Annotated in this window: 16 protein-coding genes and 2 tRNA genes; 8 read left to right on the forward strand and 10 right to left on the reverse strand. The window is 52.1% G+C overall.

The window, feature by feature from the left end:
* The first annotated feature begins 66 nt into the window (after positions 1-66).
* Positions 67-504: a tyrosine-type recombinase/integrase gene (locus ACOYNV_RS20105; RefSeq protein ID WP_422901609.1), complete on the forward strand. Its 438-nt coding sequence runs from the start codon at positions 67-69 to the stop codon at positions 502-504.
* Positions 505-1069: 565 nt separating this feature from the next.
* Here ACOYNV_RS20105 and ACOYNV_RS20110 read toward each other — a convergent pair.
* Positions 1070-2248 carry a hypothetical protein gene (locus tag ACOYNV_RS20110; protein WP_422901595.1) on the reverse strand — a complete coding sequence of 393 codons (1179 nt, stop codon included), beginning with the start codon at positions 2246-2248 and terminating at the stop codon, positions 1070-1072.
* Positions 2249-2585: 337 nt separating this feature from the next.
* Here ACOYNV_RS20110 and ACOYNV_RS20115 point away from each other — a divergent pair, with 337 nt between their 5' ends.
* From ACOYNV_RS20115 to ACOYNV_RS20130, 4 genes are all read left to right on the forward strand, one after another.
* Complete coding sequence (locus tag ACOYNV_RS20115) at positions 2586-3725, forward strand: tyrosine-type recombinase/integrase (RefSeq protein ID WP_422901596.1); 1140 nt, start codon at positions 2586-2588, stop codon at positions 3723-3725.
* A gap of 143 nt (positions 3726-3868) precedes the next feature.
* Positions 3869-4156 (forward strand): hypothetical protein, encoded by a 288-nt coding sequence (locus ACOYNV_RS20120; RefSeq protein ID WP_422901597.1) that lies wholly within the window; start codon positions 3869-3871, stop codon positions 4154-4156.
* Positions 4157-4285: 129 nt separating this feature from the next.
* Positions 4286-7174, forward strand: coding sequence for a hypothetical protein (locus ACOYNV_RS20125; protein ID WP_422901598.1), 2889 nt, complete (start codon positions 4286-4288; stop codon positions 7172-7174).
* Positions 7175-7470: 296 nt separating this feature from the next.
* A tRNA-Lys gene (locus ACOYNV_RS20130) sits at positions 7471-7546 on the forward strand.
* A 401-nt stretch (positions 7547-7947) separates the two neighbouring features.
* Here ACOYNV_RS20130 and ACOYNV_RS20135 read toward each other — a convergent pair.
* The 9 genes from ACOYNV_RS20135 to ACOYNV_RS20175 form a co-directional block, all read right to left on the reverse strand.
* Positions 7948-8622, reverse strand: a complete 675-nt coding sequence (locus ACOYNV_RS20135; protein WP_422901599.1) for a hypothetical protein — start codon at positions 8620-8622, stop codon at positions 7948-7950.
* Between the two features lie 17 nt (positions 8623-8639).
* Positions 8640-8957 carry a hypothetical protein gene (locus ACOYNV_RS20140; protein ID WP_422901600.1) on the reverse strand — a complete coding sequence of 106 codons (318 nt, stop codon included), beginning with the start codon at positions 8955-8957 and terminating at the stop codon, positions 8640-8642.
* 181 nt (positions 8958-9138) lie between these two features.
* On the reverse strand, positions 9139-11508 hold the full coding sequence (locus tag ACOYNV_RS20145; RefSeq protein WP_422901601.1) for a phage/plasmid primase, P4 family: 2370 nt from the start codon (positions 11506-11508) through the stop codon (positions 9139-9141).
* Positions 11505-11954 carry a hypothetical protein gene (locus tag ACOYNV_RS20150; protein ID WP_422901602.1) on the reverse strand — a complete coding sequence of 150 codons (450 nt, stop codon included), beginning with the start codon at positions 11952-11954 and terminating at the stop codon, positions 11505-11507. Before ACOYNV_RS20150 ends, ACOYNV_RS20145 begins: the two co-directional genes overlap by 4 nt.
* A gap of 1 nt (position 11955) precedes the next feature.
* Complete coding sequence (locus tag ACOYNV_RS20155) at positions 11956-12192, reverse strand: hypothetical protein (RefSeq protein WP_422901603.1); 237 nt, start codon at positions 12190-12192, stop codon at positions 11956-11958.
* Positions 12189-12368: a hypothetical protein gene (locus tag ACOYNV_RS20160; protein WP_422901604.1), complete on the reverse strand. Its 180-nt coding sequence runs from the start codon at positions 12366-12368 to the stop codon at positions 12189-12191. The genes ACOYNV_RS20155 and ACOYNV_RS20160 overlap by 4 nt, the downstream gene beginning before the upstream one ends.
* Positions 12369-12538: 170 nt before the next feature.
* Positions 12539-13174, reverse strand: a complete 636-nt coding sequence (locus ACOYNV_RS20165) for a hypothetical protein (RefSeq protein ID WP_422901605.1) — start codon at positions 13172-13174, stop codon at positions 12539-12541.
* Entirely contained in the window at positions 13171-13602 is a 432-nt protein-coding gene (locus ACOYNV_RS20170; protein WP_422901606.1) for a hypothetical protein, read from the reverse strand. The genes ACOYNV_RS20165 and ACOYNV_RS20170 overlap by 4 nt, the downstream gene beginning before the upstream one ends.
* Before the next feature lie 145 nt (positions 13603-13747).
* Positions 13748-14260 carry an Arm DNA-binding domain-containing protein gene (locus ACOYNV_RS20175; protein WP_422901607.1) on the reverse strand — a complete coding sequence of 171 codons (513 nt, stop codon included), beginning with the start codon at positions 14258-14260 and terminating at the stop codon, positions 13748-13750.
* A gap of 105 nt (positions 14261-14365) precedes the next feature.
* Between ACOYNV_RS20175 and ACOYNV_RS20180 the strand changes: the two genes are divergently transcribed.
* From ACOYNV_RS20180 to ACOYNV_RS20190, 3 genes are all read left to right on the forward strand, one after another.
* Positions 14366-14468 (forward strand) — tRNA-Lys (locus ACOYNV_RS20180).
* A gap of 95 nt (positions 14469-14563) precedes the next feature.
* Positions 14564-15124, forward strand: a complete 561-nt coding sequence (locus ACOYNV_RS20185) for a hypothetical protein (RefSeq protein WP_422901608.1) — start codon at positions 14564-14566, stop codon at positions 15122-15124.
* A gap of 519 nt (positions 15125-15643) precedes the next feature.
* Positions 15644-15778 carry a hypothetical protein gene (locus tag ACOYNV_RS20190; protein ID WP_422901610.1) on the forward strand — a complete coding sequence of 45 codons (135 nt, stop codon included), beginning with the start codon at positions 15644-15646 and terminating at the stop codon, positions 15776-15778.
* Positions 15779-15785: the final 7 nt, after the last annotated feature.

Below are 15785 nucleotides of genomic sequence, written 5' to 3' on the forward strand. Positions count from 1 at the left end.
TTCTCATCCTCATCCAGCTCGGGTTTGTTTGTCTGGATTTGAGCGGGCCATAACAAGTGCCTGCAACTGACCTGGTCCGAATTATCGCTTGATGATCAGGTCTGGTGCATTCCGGCACAGCGCAGCAAGAGCGGAAAATCCCGGTTGGTGCCGTTGAATGATGTGGCGCTGCAGGTTCTGAAGGCACGCGCTGACGCCGGACGGCAGGACTATGTGTTTCCGGGACGGGATGGCGGGCATCTGGTCAATCCGACCAAGGCCTTCAAGCGGGTGATGGCCCGTGCCGGGATTGCCGACCTAAAGATTCACGATCTTCGCCGGAGTGCCGCGACCTTGCTGATCAACAATGGCGGCAGTATCACGCAGGCGCAGAAACTGCTCGGTCATAGCTCCAGCACGCTGACAGCAACACGCTACGCGTTTCTGGCGGAGGCTCAGGTGCGCGATGCCAGTCAGTTGGTGTCGAATGCCATTTCCTTGGCCTGTGGGCTTCCGGCGGGTTGAGTCAGTTTGCTTTGCCCGGGGGCGTCGGGCTTTTTTTATCAAAGCGAACGAACATCAAAACCTCCAACTTTGAAGTATGGGTATATAGGTGATCAAAGTTGGAGGATTTGATGTGCCTCTGGCTTTTCTGGTCCATTATCCAACTGGTTTCAATTGCGCCTTGGGGGATATATAGCATGGGAATTGAAACCAGACCGGCTTCCCAGCGGGCGAGTGATTCTTGTTCCCCTGAACCATCGCCGCGCCCGGAGTTTCGTCGGTGAGTTGCGCCAGCAATGTGACAAGCTTGCGGCCAACCCAGTGGCTCACCGCTCCCGTCCTGAACTGGCGGAGGCTCAAATGCGCGATGCCCGTCAGTGGGTGTCGAATTCCATTTCCTTGGCCTGTGGGCTTCCGGCGGGCTAGATCAATTTGCTTTGCCCGGGGAGTCGGGCTTTTTTTTTATCAAAGCGAACGACCCTCAAAACCTCCAACTTTGCAGTATGGGTATATAGGTGATCAAAGTTGGAGGATTTCTAGCTTGGCTTCAGCATCCTCAACGAAAGTAACCGAACTTTTTTCACCGCTACGTCCGTTTCAAGATGTTTTTTTTGCAGAACGTCATGATTGGCTTCAGCATCCTCAACGAAAGTAATCGAACTTTTTTTTTCACCGCTACGTCCGTTTTAAGATGTTTTTTGCAGAACGTCGTCAACAGGTCGTCTGGGGTTTCGGGATACCTGAGCTTGATCCTGGCTTGGCTCCACCCCCTTCTTTTCCGCTCCGTGACCAGTTGAAATTCATCGAAAATCTCCGTACGTGCAGCGATTAGCTTCGATTTCCCACAATTTTCATTGTGACCATTGACTGCTTTGGACAAGAATTCGCAGAACTTTTCTTCGGTACTGAGGTTGTTTGGAATCGAGTATCCGGCCTGTGTATCGATTACACACTGCTGTATCTGCTGATCGGGCAGCTTGCTGACCAGTTCAGTCATGATCTCTGAAGTCACCGCGTTTATCTCTATTTTGTAGATCGGCAAGGCCAGTCGGACGATCGTATTCTTGATGAAATCTGCGATTTTTGTGGCTGACAGTTCTTGCGCGCCTTCTGTTGTCTTGAAGATCCGCAGATTGATGAAGCCCGTGATGTTTTCGATTGCCGCCAAAACAGTCCATTGGTTCCGTGATCCCTGCCTGGGCTTGATCCGGTGCTGCAGGACACGGATGGAATGGCGTTCCATCAGGTTCCGCGATGGGGTTTCAGCCTTACCCCTAATGCCTAGCGCTTTGACAATGTGCCTGAAGTACTGAATGGTAGGCAGCTTCCACGACTGCTGATCTGCGACCGTTTTATATAGTCTGTGAATATCGGTGATCGAGAATCTTGTCAGCGACCAGACGAGTTGGGTTAGCGCTCGCAAACTGTCGTGCGCTGGAATGACTACCCGATGGCGATTGGGTGATCCTGCGCGCCGGCCACGTTTCAGGGGTAGAGCTGCATTGTTTTTGTCCTTGCTCAGTTGCTGGTAGTGATACCTGACCATCCTGGGCGTGATCCTCTTGCCTTCCTGATGAGCGAATGCCTCTGCGATCTCCTCCAGACTTTTGCCGTACCAGCCGCGTTTGGCAATCTCTTCTTGGGTGTCGTTGATCCTGGGGAATCCATTATTCAGGAGCGCTCTCTGGCGCGAATTCAGTTTCTGGCTGTGTTCGGTATCGTTTTCAACCGGGGTCGGTGACTCTTTTAAAATTCTTGTCGTCATTTATTTGTTAAATTCCGTCTGTTACCTTGATTCCAATTATACATATCGTATTTCAATAGAGGGGGAAAGTCCTTCATGGGAGTTGTTTGGGCGGAACGGGGCTTCGATCCTGCCTATCGGGTCTGTGGAACACGCTCGATTCAGTATTTAAATCGCTAACAATCAGTACGTTACAAATCAAAAAGATATTCACAAAGCTTTTTTTAGAAGTGTAAAGTGCGTCCTGTGGTGATTGATCAACGGGTGCCGGCAGTAGCAGCAGTGGAGTTGTTCCCGGTGTCAATAGCCACTGCTCTTTAACAATTCGGTCAGGTTTAGGAGGTTAATGTGATTTGCTGTGTTGCAAACTGACGCAAGTCAGGATGCGGGCAGCAGCCCATCAAAGCCCAAACAGAGTGAAAGGCGCATCGTTGGTATACCAGGGTTGTGTCTTGTGGCGTACTCGGGCGGAGAGTCTTTCGTTTATCGATTTCGGCATCCCATCACTAAAAAGCGGGTCAGCAAGACGCTGGGCCGTACCCAGCACATGTCGCTGACACAGGCTGCAGTAATTGTAGAGGGAATGCGGGGAAAAATTGACGCTGGACGCGATCCTTCGGAAGCGATGATGACCGTTTCCCAGGGCTTTGATGAGTTGTACCTGTGTCATATCAAGAAGAATCTTCAATCTTGGTCCGACCACAAGAGCCGTTTCAATGTTCATGTGCGGCCTGTGATCGGTGCGATACCGCTGTGTAAAGTCGGGCAAAGCGAGCTGCAGAGATTGGTCGATAACTTGAAGCCGGTGGCGGCAGACAAGACCTGTTTGTCTGACGCGACCGTGAATCGGGTGACCGCCTTGTTGAAGGCTTACTTTTCCAGGCTTGTGGAATGGGGGGTAATTTCTTCCAGTCCGGCATTGCGGTTGAGGATGCTGAGAGAGCAAAACCAGCGAAGACGAATTATTCTGGATCGTGAGATGAATGGGTTTTTTTCCGCCCTTGCTAATCGCCCCCCAATTTTTCAACTGCTGGTCAAGTTATTGTTGCTGACGGGTGTTCGGCTTAATGAAGCCTTGTCTGCGCAATGGCAAAACATCCGCCTTGAGGGTGATAAACCGACGATGTGGTTGCCGCGATGCAAAGGTGGCCGTGGTCGATTTGTCCCTCTCTCACCAGAGGCTGTGGACGTGATACAGCAACTGGGAAATCGGCAAGACCAGGAATATTTATTCCCAGGTAGTAAGGGCCCTATGACCCGTCCAGGACGGCATTTCAAGGCCCTTTTCAAAGAAGCAGGGGTTGAGGATCTCCATTGCCATGATTTTCGGAGACATTTCGGGACAATGGCTCTGGCAGAAGGTGCGAATGTTGGTGATCTTAAAGAAATCTACGGACACCAGGCACTTTCGACCACAGAGAGATATCTTGCCCCTCAAGAGAACAGATTGCACCTGGCCGCCCACTCGGTAGGCCAGAAGCTGAAAGCTTACCTTTAAGACAAGCGATCGATGATGCCTAGATCGCCCTAAGGTTGATGACTTCAGCAAATTCCACCGCATATCAATGGTGGTGGGTAATGTATATACGCGGCTGGTCTCGGTGAGATCAGCAATCCGTCAAACCAATTTAAGGAAACAACATGAATAGCGAAATGCCTCGACTAATGTCGATGCCATCTTGCACGGCAATAGACCCTGCAATGATCCACGTTGTGAAACCCGTAGACAATAAGGGTGTGTTTATTCGCAACGAATTCAACAAGATTATTGAGTACATCAAGCAGACTGACCCAGTGCTCCAGCGGATTATCGTGGACGAAATCCAAAAAGTGCAAAGCCAGGGTGCCGATTGGGTTCAACCCAATTGGGATGTCCTGTTCGCAAAGGCAAAAAAGGAAACGACGCCAAATTCAAAGATCTCCACCTGACCGCGTAAAACGACAAATTGCTGCTCGGCATCAGCAGCATACGAAAAGCCCTACCTGCCCAGGTAGGGCTTTTTCACGTCTGTGCCATTGAAGTCATGGTGTCAGCGCAAATTTTGCTACCCTTGTCGTATGGGTACTCAAAACATCACTGACAGCTCTGAATTTCTCTGGGAAACGTCCCCTGTTTCCAAGCACTCAACATCCGTCGCTTCCGACGACTATGAAGATATCGATGGCGAACTAGATGACATTGATGACGACCTGACGAGCCAGGACGAGGCTGACATTGAAGCTTTTGAAGCGGAAGAGGCAGCCGCTGATCTGGAAGTTGAAGCCGCATTTCAGGCTGATCTGGCCGAAATGGATGCCGAGATCAATCGTGACCCTTTCGCTCCGGTTCAGGCTATAGGCGAGCCTTTGTGGGTGGGCTTTGACGCCGAATGGGTATTTGACAAGAGTACCCAAACCAACACCATCCTGACGATACAGTTGTATGTGCCAAAACAGCCTGGTGTGACCTACAAGAAAGACAAACGCGATAAATACCTCCCCCAACTGAGTCGGCTGATCGAGGCTGATGCACCAACACAGGCGGGTCGCCCCTGTTTACTTCCTAACCTGCGACGCTTGGTTGATGATGCGCTCACCTGGGAGTTAATTGCTGAGGCACCACGGTTTATCTACGTGGTCAGTTTTGGTTTACGTTTTGACCTCGCCGCTTTGGGCGATTTCTATGCGATCAAGAATGAAATTGATAGCGTGTCCGGCAAAGCGGCCACCGTGAAGAAGTCAGCAAACTTGATGTACGAGCAGACGTTGGTGACTGGAGACATGGGTGATGCAACCCAGATTGGTCTTCGGTTTGTCGATGTAGCGGCGCATGTGGCACCGGGCACGGCCCTGTGGGAAGTCGGCGAGCAGCTCGGGTTGAAGAAGCTGAAGATTCCGAAGCCCTACTCGATTGAAGCCATGGATGTGTATCTTCGCGAAGATCCTGAAGGTTTCAAGCAATACGCCATGCGTGATGCGGAAATTGCAGTGAAGTACGCTTTAGGTTTGGCAGAGTTTGCTGATCGATATGTTGGATTGAAACAACTGCCTGCTACGGCCAGTGGCTTGGCGCTGAAATGGTGTCTCAAGAAATTCAAGCAGCACGCGATTGATCGCCTGCCCGCCTTTGGGTTGCATGTGACGAAAAAGGAGGCCTGGAATACCCCGCTCAGACTGAAAAAGGTGATCCGTGTTGAGGAGCCAACACCGATGCGCCGAATGCAGGAACCTTTCCTGACGGACTGTTATGCGGGCGGCCGAAATGAAAGTTACTGGTTGGGTCCATCCCCTGTTGATCATTGGTATGACTACGATCTGGCGGGCGCGTATTCAACAGGCTTGCTGGACCTGCCGCTCATTGATTTTGAAAACCCCAGGCCCTCGCTGAACACGGAGGATTTTCTGGAGCATGTTGCCGGGTATGCGCTGGTCGATTTCAAGCATCCTGAAGCTACCCGGTTCCCGGTGTTTGCCATTTCCCGAGGTGGTCGTGGTTTGATCTTCCCGCTGGAAGGCATGGCGTATGCGACAGCACCGGAGATACGCACTGCCCATGACCTCGGCTGCGAGATCAAGATTCGCTGGGGCGTCCTTTATGACTGGGTACGCAAGGGTGACGACCCTGAGGGTGCGGTGCCCCAATTCAGGCCTTTCGAACCTTTCGTCAAAGAAGCACGGGATTTGCGCAGGCGGCTCAAAAAGGAGGCTGGCGGGGTTGATACGCTGGAGTCACTGGCTGCCAAGTTGTACGCCAATGGCCTCTATGGGAAGATTTGTCAGTCCCTACGGGAGAAGATGGTCTACGACACCCGATTTGCCCGTAGTGTCCGGCTCCAACCCTCCGCCGTAACCAACCCGGCGATTGCTGCCCATGTAACGGGATTTATTCGCGCGATACTGGCTGAGATTCTGAACAAGATTCCTCAACATCGCGTGGTACTGAGTTGTACGACCGATGGTTTCATCACCAACGCTCGGGAGGATGAAATTGATCTCTCAGGCCCACTCTGCCAACGATTCAATATCCTGACTCGACGATTGGACCCCAAGGGGAAGATGTTGGAGATAAAGCATCAGGTGGCCCAGGTCATCTGCATGAAGACCCGTGGCCAACTCACCGGGCAACCGTTCGTTTCGCGGGGGAAAAATGAAATAGGTGAACTCGTTTCCAAAACGGAAGCGATCATCTTGGCCAAGGCCGGTGTTCAGCTACCGATCAAGATTGATCCCGAGGTTGAACTGACCAAGGAAGAGTACAAGGCAGCACAGAACGAGAAGATGCTCAATCTGTACCTTAATCGACGCGGCAACAAGAAGATCGTTGTTAGCCAGTTCCCAAGCCTACGTGACCAGTGGGAAAAGGGCATCGACCTCTATAAGTACGAGCGCTTTGTCGCTCTCAGCCTGGAGCCTGATTTGAAGCGGCAGTTGGTTGACCCACACATGCTGATGGTCGCCAGCAGAGGGATTGATCATATTGCAATGAGCAGTCGGCCCTGGAAAACCGTCGAAGAATTCGATCAGGCTCGTAACTGCCTGGATGCCTGGCGGAAAAATAACTGCCTCAAGACACTTGAGGATTGGGATTCGTTCTGTCAGGTATTGGAGGGTAAGAAAGTCCGGGCTGGGCGTAAAGCAGCGGGCGAACTGACGATCAACCGACGGGGTACTAAGCCTGAATCTGACGTGCTCAGGCGGATGTTCCTGCGTGCCTATGCCCAGGAAGCACTGGGTCTTAAACGGAAGAAAGGCTTCACTTATGAAGCACTGGCTATATGGCTGACGACGGAGGGTTTTGCGACAAAGCCGAGCGAGCCTCGAAGCGCGAAAGCTCAACCACTGGTGTTGAACTCTGCGGGCAGAACCTCTGACTCGATGAAGTTGTTTAGGTTGTTACAAGCGAACTTTCCTGGCGCTGACCTTGAGCAACTGCTAGTCCCAGCACCCAGCCAAATCCTCCAACTTTGAAGTATGGGTATATAGGTGATCAAAGTTGGAGGAATTGCTGTGATGTGCCTCCGGCTTTTCTGGTCCATTTCCGGTCTTTGCAGGCTGTCTGGTCACTATCTGGGCAGGTAAATAGTCACAACAGTTCTTGACTCGTTGTCCATAGGCCTTGATAATGCAGGCCTTGTTTGAAGATGGACGCGGTTGAAATGCTCTGTTTGTTGGACTTTTAATCCGTTGGTCGCGAGTTCGAATCTCGCCCGACCTACCAGGAAGCAGCAGCGGCCGGCAGTTTCTTAGTTAGTGATTATTTATGTGGGGCGTTAGCTCAGCTGGTAGAGCAGCGGACTCTTAATCCGTAGGTCGACAGTTCGAATCTGTCACGCCCTACCAACAATATCAAGCACTTAGGCCCATTCTTCGGAGTGGGTCTTTTGCTTTGTGGGCTTCATGTAGGCCCTGTGTAGGAAAATAACGAGAATCCAAATCAACACGTTACCGGCATGGAGGCAGCTATTCTGCACCATGCAAACACCGGCGAACCGGCTCCGAAAACCATGCCGTTTTCCAAGCTTCAGAAACCATGCGAAACCTTGCCGGGTATGGGCGGTAGCGACTCGGAAAACTCCGGCCATTTCCAAGCTTGGAAACCTTGCCCGCCCTAAGCAGCCAGATAAGCGAGGTTTCTCGCACATCTTCCGGTCTCATTCGTTTCAATGACACCCCACGGTCGCCAGCAAAGAAAAACCGCCAGACAAGCGGCTTGGTTTCGGACACCGCAACTTTACGGACTCCTACCCGCGTAACCCTGCATCGCGCTCGGCCTGAACCTGCAACCGCATAGCCTCGGTTTTAGCGATTGTCTCAGCATGAAACGCGTCAAGCTCGGCAATGGTCGCACTCCCCAAAGTCACGTTGGTACTTTCGTCAGGCGCAACACCGGGTCGCCCACAAGCTCTGTCGAGGAGCATTCCCGCTGCGGCAATTCGCACCGCCACCGGCGTAACTGGGTCTGAGAACGCTTCGACAATCGCGGCTAGGGCGGCTTCAATATGGCCGCTTGCCAACTCCTTCAAGGTGCGCGTGATTTTGTTTGGAACGCCTTTCTTTCGCCCCCCGCCAGCGCGAAAACCTCCACGCTGTTTTTTGGCAGTGGCATCTACTTTTTCAATCGACATTCTTTGATACCCTTCAAACAATTTTGCTATTTCTTGATTTTGCGCTACGTGATTTTGCGCTTTGACTTCGACAGCCAGCCACCGGCCATCCTTCATCATGCCGATTAAGTCCGAACAGCCACGCCAGCCAAACTTGATAAACGATTTACCTACTTTAGCGGCTCCTGTGTTTTGCCTTTCGATAAATGCCACACGCGGGTGATGCCTGAGTACCTGCAACACTTCCGCCATTGCAGCGGCTTCGGGCTTGTCATTGGTGCGCGGTCCAAGCTCTATCGCTTCCCCGAACAAGTCAGTCTCAGGGGCGCTCACGCTCGTTGCTCCAACAGCCACGCGGTCGCCTTGGTGCTTCCTTCGCTGTTCCCGTGTCTGTCCGGGTGACACAATCGAACCAAGCGGCTCAGCATGTCCGGCTCGATGCCCACGGGCTTGACGGTGCGCAGGATGAAAACCTCAATTTGCAAACGAAGAACATCCTCAGAATGGTTTGGCAGTTCGCTACTCGTTCCAGAAGAAGAACCTTCCTCGGCTCTTTTCTTTCGTTGCCAGCACTTCAGGCATGTCTTTTTCCACGGCTCGTCTTTCTGGTACTTTGATCCGCAGGTCGGGCAGGTCGAAATGGTCACGATTTCACCCCACAGAAAACCCTCGCCAGAAAAGAAAATGACTCGAAAGGGGCACATGGGGCAGATGAAGGGCTGTTTTCATAAGTTTTACACATAACCAAACCATAGAAAACTTTTCAAAACAGGGGTCTATCTGCCCCATCTGCCCCCGAAACGATTGATAGGTGTTGATCCGTGTCATTCAGTAACCACCTTTCGCACTTGCGTAGTCATTGTGCCGGGTATCAGAAAGGCTCAATCCAGACAAAAACCGCTTGCCGTGAGATTTTCTGGCGACATAACCACGCTCGCTCAATCGCCTTCCAAGTGCTACGGCGGATGCTGGTCTTAATCCGTTGTCGATGCTCCAAGTTTTGTAATTGGCGTAGAGGTCGGTTGTTGATTCCTCACCCTGCACGCTACGCGATGTGCATTCATCCAGCCATCGTCCGGTAAGGTCTTGATCCACTCGGTAACTATCCGTCGCCTCCTGCACGACGGTGGGCGTGTCGGCCAAACTTTTCGCCTGCCACTGGATACAGCCATCAATCATCCATTTGAGAATATGTGGCGCTTCTGATTTCAGCTTTTCGAGTAAATCCGGGTCTCTTTCTTTTGGCGAGAAAGTCCGATTGAACGGTATCAGCCTGACGCGCCTCCAGATTCCGTTGTCGTTGCCGCGAATTACCGGCTTGTGGTTTCCTGACAACAGCAGCTTGAAATTAGGTTGAAACTCCATCGGCGCACAGTAGAGTTTCCGAACGCTCATAGAGTCGCCAGATACCAGCGATTTAACGAGGCTTTCGGCCATCGCTTGGTTGTCTTCGGTTTCTGAGCAAACCACCATACGCGCACCGATCAAACTTGCCAAGTCTGGAGTTGCGCCACCGGCTTGACGCTTTGACTCGCTCAGTGTCTCCGAGGCAATTGCGCGGGCATAATCTCCCATGACAAATTTCAGCAGTTCAATGAAAACGCTTTTCCCGTTCGCCCCGAATCCGTGACAAAAGAGAAAAACTTGTTCTCTCGTTGATCCGCTCAAAAGGTATCCGCAGAACCGTTTAAGCCAGTCGATTAACTCAGCGTCGCCGTCAAATACCTGATCCAAGAACTGAATCCACCGAACGGCTTTAGAGGCGTCTCCAACACTCGCCGGGGTCAATGCCTTGGTGACGTAATCGGATTGAGTGGCAGGCCGGGTTGTGCCGTTCTTGAGGTTAATAATCTGGCGTGCTTGGTCGAATCCAACAGTGAAGTGATCCGCGTCGATACATGCCATCGGCAGGCGTATTTCTGCGAAGTCTGACAGCAGGCTCACGGCAGCAGATACCGTTCGCAGCTTCTGAGATACCCTTGCCCAATTCGCAAAGTGCGGCGCGTCGGCAATGTGGTTGACGCCTTCCTGATAAATTGATTTCGGCAGGCTGGCGGCCATTGATCGAACCTGAGAACCTGTATCCCATGTCCAGGATGCCCCGCCCCACTGTAGCCACGCCAAAACGTCGTAGCAGTAGCGTAAATTTTCCCCGTACTCATCGGACAGGCGTTGCGCATTGCCGTATTCGGTAAGCGGCCTGGAATTCGCTGTACCGTCCCTGCTATCAACCTGAGGCAACAGAGGCGCGTAGTACGGTGCCAGTTCCAATGGCTGCTTCTGAACTGGCCTGTCCGTCAGCAAGTAGCGCACTGCGTCGAGGTTTTCAGCTTGGTGCAGGTCGTTAAAATCTCCACTGCCCCGGCCATCTGCGAAGGCCGGAAGAACCACCCTTGCGGGTGATCCGGCAGCGGCGCCGGCGGTCGCGTACCTCAACCCGATACCGCTTGAGTCGAGGTCGCCAGCAATAAGAATTTCACTGTCTGGATATTGGCGACGAAGGGCGGCGGCAACCACGGCCATGTTTGATCCTGAAAAAGCGACTACCACCGTTGCGCCGGTCGATTCGTGAATTGAACAAGCGGTCGCCCAACCTTCGGCAACAATCAGCAAATTCCCGTTGACCGGCTCGCCAATGAAGAACCTGCCACCTTTCGACTTTGCGCCAATGAGGAATCTTTTCTGCTCGTCGATTCGGATAAATTGCAGGCTCTGAATTTCACCGTCCGTGCCATAAATCGGTATGACAATCGAACCGTCCTTGTCAAGTTTCGCACCGTAGGGCGTGATCCCTTTTTTGACGATGTACGGGTGATCCGGCTTGAGGTCGGCAGACTCTCGCCAAATAGATTCCGCCCTTAGCGCGGCCTCTGCGTGTCGCTTGGCCGTGTCTATCTCGTCCTGAATGCGAAGTGCAGCATGTTTTTCGCGTAGGGCTTCACGGTCTTTTTGACTCGGCACAGGGGCATCAACATCGCGTTGTTGCCAGACGTATGAAGTCCCTTGCCTGTTTGATCCGAACGTCGCGCCTGTGCCATCGGGAAAGATTTTGCAGAAACAGGCTTTGTCGCCTTGCTTGTTGCCGTCGCCGAACCGTACGAACTTGCCGGGTGACATCGGCCTGGCTGGAAACGCCATAGAAACGGACTCGAACGCGGCTTCAAGGCTGGCGGCAAATATCAGATTGTCCTTTTTCACAGGAGCCTCCACAGCGCGTTCAGTCCTGAACCCATTACAAGCCCTGAAAGCCAAACGCACATTCCGAGGATCATGTCGGGGGATACGCTCCCTTTTTGGCGTGACTCAAGCCAGGCTTTGCGCCCTGCCCAGAATTTGCTGATCTTGCGGCCATCGGCGGCGGTCAATGAATAGACGCCCTGCTTAATGTCTTTGCCGTCGCGGTCGAACGCTGGAATGCGAACGCAGGGAATTTCGATATCAAGTTTCTTGCGAAGTCTCAGTATTTCGTCCGGCCCGTTCGATGCTCCGGCTATGCGGTCAATTTGCTCTCGCTTCTGGCTGCGAACGTTCAAAGCAACAAGGATTCGAACGTGCCTCAGCGTGATCTCGAATTGGCTATAATCAGAACGCTTCGCGGCGGCGCTCGGTTTTCCTTCGGGAAGGTCGGGCGTTTTCTTGTCCATGTTAGCCACCGATTCCGAACGGGCTTGCTGCCTCAAGTGCTTGGAGAATCGAGGATGAAAAACCGTCATGCACATCGGCGCGGAACTTCTTTCCGAACACAGCCATGCCGTTCAGAGCGTCAAAAATCACAGCGGCTTTTTCTTCTGGCGCGTGACACTGGGTAAGACCGGCGGCAACATTGGCGGCGAATTCGGCACCAACTGAACGGGCGAACTTGGAGAGTTTGGAGGCGTTCATTTTGCCACCTGCACATTCGGGAATGCCAGACGGCCATTTGCCAACTTGACCGGGCGCACTCCGAAATAGGAACCAGTCCTGCACAGACGCGCTCGGACAGATTGCGCCACTACTTGATTGAGGGCGGCGAATTGCTCGGCGCTCAATGTGTACTTCTGAGGGGTTACAGTTTCCATTCGCATGTTCTCCAGGTGGAAAACTGCATTGCTCCGATATGAGGCAACGTCAGCGAATAGAACTATCTAAAGGGCATGGTTTTTACCCATTTGACTGCCCTTTATAAAGCCAGTGGCAGCAAGGGTTTGTTATTAAATCTGCCCTTTTGAAAAACTCAGCAAATGCCCTTTTAGGTCGCGTCTAAAATGGCTTGCCACTCATCGCCCCATGCTGCGAACTTGTGAAAAATCACAGATGAAACCGCATATTGTTTGCGCTCTTTTTTCTCAACCAGTATTGCGCCGAACTTTGCCGGGTTCCATCGGTGCGCGTCGCCCCCGCGTTGACCACGTTGCGCCATCGCTGGCAATAAGTATTTGTAGCTTCCTGGCTTCCTTAATTTCTCGCTCCATTCATCAGTAAGATGGAATTTTTCGATAATTTCAGCAGAGGGTATTCCGACAAGCAAGGCGGCGGGCGTCTCGGCCTTCAGTTCCTCCACCGAACCATCGGCAGCCAGTTCTTCAACCTCAATTTTTTTCATCAGTGGCCAGTCAATAGCGCCACCGATTGCTATCTTGTCCAAAGCATCGCGGTATTCCTTCAGGTCGGTAACTGGGGTCTTAACCTCTCGGCATGGTTCTTTTCGCAGAGCGTTGCGCAACATCGTCGACACATCGGCACCGGGCGGCGCGGTATGGTTTGGGTCGATTGTTTGAGTGACCGTTGCAGGCATATCGCCACAGAGAATATCCTCGACAATCAATCTCCGACAATCAGCCCCTCGGTTTTCGGCGTTCCTGAAAACATCGCTCAAGGTAGTCATTTCAACAACTCCCTCAAGGCATCGCAGGAAACCAACCATTCAGCACCGGGCGGCAGCGTTGCGGCTTCAATCACAATCAGCGTTCCCTGCTTGGCCGTTCCAAAATGAAGGCATCCGTGCTCACTCTGGAATTCCCCGGTTGAATTGACGAAGGGCCGGTCGAACGCTCCAAGCCAGAGCGGGAACACGCCACGGACACCACCGGGCAGGGAGTCGCCATAATCCACACGCTCGCTCAGGTCTGGATTTTCTGAAGGGGTGACGGTCGCCAGCTGCGCAGGATATGGCTCGTTGAATCTGGCGAGCAAGGTGATTCTCCGGGCGGCCACAAGGTCGAATACATCGCGGTCGGTCAAAGGCACATCGCTGCTTTTGGATAGCGCGGCGGCGGCTTCGCTGATTGTCAGGTATGGCTTTAGGGTTTTCATGGGTATTCCTCTGGTACGCCTCAAAAGTGGGAGCCACGCCAGCCAGGTTGAGGATTCCCGGTTTTCTCTCCGTCGAGATAGGCGCGGCTTTAAGCGGTAAATCTATGCTCTGAAAGCCAATAGATATGCGGCTCTTCAGGGTTCATTATTTGAAATATTTAGCAGCGTCAAAGGGTAGTCCATTCCTTCTGAATGCTATCCCTTGTTCAAGCAAGTGTGGCGCAAACTTAGCTTCATGGTCTTTTGCTGTGGCGTAGTAGTCAGCCAGTGCCACCCGGTCAGTAAGGTACGCCGGCCATGCGTCGGCCAAGGTCACGGACTCGCGCAGGGCTTTGGCGGACTGCGCAGCGGCGGCGGCCTTCCCTGCCTCGCGCTTGTCGGTCTTTATCTGGCGCGGGTCGTCGCCGTTGTCTATCAGCGTTTGCAGTCGGCGTGCCTCAACCTGTGCCGCGTCAATTCCCCATGTCTTCACGTCGCCTATGGTCATGCGTAACGGATTTCCATCGACACGGCTTTGGAAGATGTAAGCCTTCGCACCTGTGCCCGTTGCCCGAACTGCCAAACCGGGCGAATTAGCGCACCATAAAAATGCCTGACTCTTGCCATCTTCGCACTTGAAACCAGCCACTCGGCCAGCCGTGAATTTAACCTTTGCCATCGCTCGCTCTCCCGTGTAGGCTCTGTGTAGGAAAAATATGAGTATATCTATCAACACAAAGCAACACAAGTGAAAAGGGTATTTCAGAAGAATCCAGCATTTGCAAGGGTTTCAGGCTAGTTGAGAATCTCAATCAACACCAATAAACCCCGTTTTGCGCGGACTCTTAATCCGTAGGTCGACAGTTCGAATCTGTCACGCCCTACCACTTATTTTAGTGGTAAATCAAGAGCTTGGCTTCTGCCAGGCTCTTGTTGCATTCAGCGCTTGGAATTTCAGGCTCCTTATAGGCTCCCTGCAAAAATGGCCAAAGCCCCATCCTTTACCGCAGAAACAATCACAAAAAATCTTTCAGTGAGCCTTGAAGAGTGTTTGCTTCCACCGGATGTCGCTGCAAAAATGTTGGGCGTCTCTCCAAAATGGCTTGCAGCTCTTCGAGAAGGTCGCAAAGAGATTAAAGGCCCCCCTTTCATCAAAATGGGGAACGGCAAGACGGCGCCAATCCGTTATAAACTCAGTCATCTGCTAGATTGGATAGCAACATTTGAAGTTAAAACTAGTACCATTGAAACCGCCCCTGTAGTTTCCAGTAATTTTGGGGAGATTCGAGCTAATGTCCATCTGCAAGACAAGTGGCTTTTTGCAATCGCTAGAGATGGCAGCTCAGTGGTAGAAATCTTCACTGCTATAGCAAATAATCTTTTTGGCAAGAAATTCCGCTACAGATGGCTAAGCTATGCAGAATTTTCTGCACAACGCTACATCGATATGCGCATCAAGATTGATCCCAGCGCTCTCAGCCTCCTACTTGAAGCTGGGTCAGGTGACGTATCAAACGGCCTGGCAAAGCTTTTGTGCAAGTAAAAATCCTGCTATTTATGGGCAGCAATTTGCTTCGCTCCATCACATCACCTTATCGCGTAAAGGCAAACTCATCTGTCAAACATCGTGTATAGCGGGTGCGGGTGCATTCCCTTCAACGACATATCCTCAAGGTCATACCGTATTAACGGCGAGTGACATATTGCGCTGGGCCAAGAGAACGGGTCCCAGTGGATCCAGGAGTCGCGCCTGCAATCAAGGAATGGCTTTGGGCAGTGTCTCCTGTAAGCCAGCAGTCGGCAGGCATCTTAATGAGGGACTGGGGACTGGACTTAACAAAAATCCGCTGACTGTGATGACACAACCCCTATTTGCTGAAGTAGTGCATGCCACGCCAAAATTGAGTTGAGCTAATACCAAAAAAAATCAGGCGGAAATTATTAACCCATTGTTTTACCTGCTCAGTATCCTCAAAAACCTTATCGGGCGTGGCGTTCAGGTTCAGTTCCACAAAGAAAGACTGTTGTTCAACAGTGACTAGTCATCGATGGAAACCTTCTTCTGTCGATGCTTGGCGTCGTTGCAGAATTTGAACGTGCCCTGATCCGTGAGCGAGTCAAAGAGTGCGTTGCTATGGTGCAGTCCGAGGGTGTCCCTCCTGCAAACTTGCATGAAATGGTTCATCAACCTTGGTAACTTTGTC

It is taken from the genome of Propionivibrio sp. (assembly GCF_049316945.1).
In the GTDB taxonomy this organism is placed as follows: domain Bacteria; phylum Pseudomonadota; class Gammaproteobacteria; order Burkholderiales; family Rhodocyclaceae; genus Propionivibrio.

Excerpts from the sequence above, each read along its gene's own strand:
- ACOYNV_RS20125 (WP_422901598.1), top strand. The coding sequence starts at position 4,286 with ATGGGTACTCAAAACATCACTGACAGCTCTGAATTTCTCTGGGAAACG.
- ACOYNV_RS20165 (WP_422901605.1), bottom strand. The coding sequence starts at position 13,174 with ATGACTACCTTGAGCGATGTTTTCAGGAACGCCGAAAACCGAGGGGCT.
- ACOYNV_RS20175 (WP_422901607.1), bottom strand. The coding sequence starts at position 14,260 with ATGGCAAAGGTTAAATTCACGGCTGGCCGAGTGGCTGGTTTCAAGTGC.
- ACOYNV_RS20150 (WP_422901602.1), bottom strand. The coding sequence starts at position 11,954 with ATGGACAAGAAAACGCCCGACCTTCCCGAAGGAAAACCGAGCGCCGCC.
- ACOYNV_RS20120 (WP_422901597.1), top strand. The coding sequence starts at position 3,869 with ATGAATAGCGAAATGCCTCGACTAATGTCGATGCCATCTTGCACGGCA.
- ACOYNV_RS20170 (WP_422901606.1), bottom strand. The coding sequence starts at position 13,602 with ATGAAAACCCTAAAGCCATACCTGACAATCAGCGAAGCCGCCGCCGCG.
- ACOYNV_RS20110 (WP_422901595.1), bottom strand. The coding sequence starts at position 2,248 with ATGACGACAAGAATTTTAAAAGAGTCACCGACCCCGGTTGAAAACGAT.
- ACOYNV_RS20185 (WP_422901608.1), top strand. The coding sequence starts at position 14,564 with ATGGCCAAAGCCCCATCCTTTACCGCAGAAACAATCACAAAAAATCTT.
- ACOYNV_RS20160 (WP_422901604.1), bottom strand. The coding sequence starts at position 12,368 with ATGGAAACTGTAACCCCTCAGAAGTACACATTGAGCGCCGAGCAATTC.
- ACOYNV_RS20155 (WP_422901603.1), bottom strand. The coding sequence starts at position 12,192 with ATGAACGCCTCCAAACTCTCCAAGTTCGCCCGTTCAGTTGGTGCCGAA.